Consider the following 2,105-nt stretch of genomic DNA (forward strand, 5'->3'; position numbering starts at 1 on the left):
ACCATCCTCAAAGCAGATTCAGGCAGCCCGGCCTGATACAAATGACCTGCGAGGGCAAGACAGGTAAGGGGGGCAGTCGTTGACGGTTTGAGAACCATGGTATTTCCTGTTGCAAGGACCGGACCGATCTTCCAGCCCATGATGAGCGCCGGCATATTCCAGGGTATGATAGCGGCACACACCCCAAGCGGTTGTCTTTTGACCATCATATGCCCGTAGCTGGCATTCACCCCGTAATCACCCTGCATGATCCCTGATATTGAGGCATAATATTCCATAACTCTGGCAAAGCCTGCGATCTCATTCATTGATTCACGAAGAGGCTTTCCCTGCTCACGGGTAAGCAGATGGGCAAGATTCTTCTGATCCTCCCGTACCAATCTGCCTGCGGTAAACAAAATTTTAGACCGATCCAGTGGATCAGAACGGGACCAGATCTGAAAAGATTCCCAGGCCCTCCTCACCGCATCATCCACGTCATCGGCTGTCCCGGCAGGAACTGAACCGACAAGACTTCCGTCTGCAGGATTAAATACTGCACATGACTCCCGCTCCCCAGTAACCGGCTGTGTTGTCATGGTATAGATTATGATGCAGTAGTGAAAAATTTCAGTGATCTGTAAAAAAGGAAGACGGAAAGTATGCGGTCAGCTGCAGACTGTACCGTACATCCGGTCAAGTTTCTGTGCAATCCCTTCCCATCTGAACTGCCGGTACACCTTGGATCGTCCGGTTCTGCCAAATTTTGAGAGCCGGTCGGTATCTTCAAGGGCCTGACAGATCCCTTCTGCTAGACGGTCAGCTGACACGGGAACCTTAATTCCATCGCGATATGACTCGATATTCTCATGCAGGCCGCCGACATCACAGGCCACCACCGGTCGTCCTGCACTCCATGCTTCAGGCAAGACGATCCCAAAGGGCTCATTCCGGCTTGGGATGACAACCAGGTCTGCCGCATTTAAAAGCCGGACATACTCAGCATCGGTGATATACCCCGGGAATCTGACAGGAAGGCCCCGGTCATACGCAACCTGTGACAGCCATGGACGCATCCCTCCGTCTCCTGCCATAATGGCCTGCACTCCCCAGTACTCCTCCTTCACCCGGGTGAGGGCATCAAGGAGCAGATCAGGACCCTTCTGATATGCCATTCGCCCGATGAAGAGAAGGGTTGGTGCATAGGGGTGTATGCCCATCTCAGCCTTGAGTTCACCCTGATCAAGATCTACATCAAACTGCTCAGGTATGACCCCGTTTGGAAAGACACGGATCTTCCAGTCTGGAACGTTATACAGGTTCATTACTTCTTCCCGAAGCACATTGCTGACGGTTGTAACCTGTCGTGCAATCAGACCTGCATACCATTCCTTCCCGCATATCTCATGGTATTCCCACCAGCTCCCGTGTTGATTCCCGTTTCGTCCGTACTCGGTTGAATGATAGGTGAAGATGGTATTCCTGTCCTGGAGGAGGTGTAATGCCTCTGTAACATGCCAATCATGGAAGTGAAGGATATCAAAGGGGGTCCCGTCATACTCCCTGAACCGGTTCACCATGGCATGACTCATGTTCCGGCAATACTCAATGATATTTTCCCCTTCCGGGCGTACTGCATGATATTGCACCCCGTTAAAGGAAAAATCACAATCCCCCCGGGTAAAGAAATGAACCTCGTTTCTTTTTGCCAGCTCCTGTGCCAGATATGTTGCTGCGTTCGCTAGTCCTCCCACACGTTCGGAGTATAATGACTCCCAACAGAAGAATGCAATCTTTTTCCGCTCCACGTATATGCTCCCTGAAGTATCACCCGGCAGATATTTCTACCGTATTTCTCGGAATGTTCGATGCCAGTTGTGTGTTTGTATATACCCTGAAAGGTTTCCTGTAGCTGCATGGTCCCTGCCCCATGTCAAGGGCAGAACAGATGGCAATTAGCTTTGATAATATATATATGTACTTATTTGCCGTACATTAATAGAACAAATTTGTCAAATTAGCCTTCGATTGCCGCATTGAGCGCATCACACGTTTTTAGTAATGTATCATATGAAATTATACCACAAAAACGTCAGATACATCTTCAGAATGTTAAAGTGCAACAA

2 protein-coding genes are annotated in these 2,105 nt (G+C 49.5%); both read right to left on the minus strand.

The genetic code is table 11. From position 1 onward, the window contains the following. Positions 1 to 578 (minus strand): aldehyde dehydrogenase family protein (locus PLA23_RS12880; protein WP_324475447.1); only part of this gene is annotated, 578 nt, incomplete at its 3' end. Positions 579 to 647: 69 nt separating this feature from the next. Then, positions 648 to 1,787 (minus strand): glycosyltransferase family 4 protein, encoded by a 1,140-nt coding sequence (locus PLA23_RS12885; protein WP_324475448.1) that lies wholly within the window; start codon positions 1,785 to 1,787, stop codon positions 648 to 650. Positions 1,788 to 2,105 lie beyond the last annotated feature (318 nt).

The sequence above is a fragment of the Methanospirillum sp. genome, from assembly GCF_035406105.1.
In the GTDB taxonomy this organism is placed as follows: Archaea; Halobacteriota; Methanomicrobia; order Methanomicrobiales; family Methanospirillaceae; genus Methanospirillum.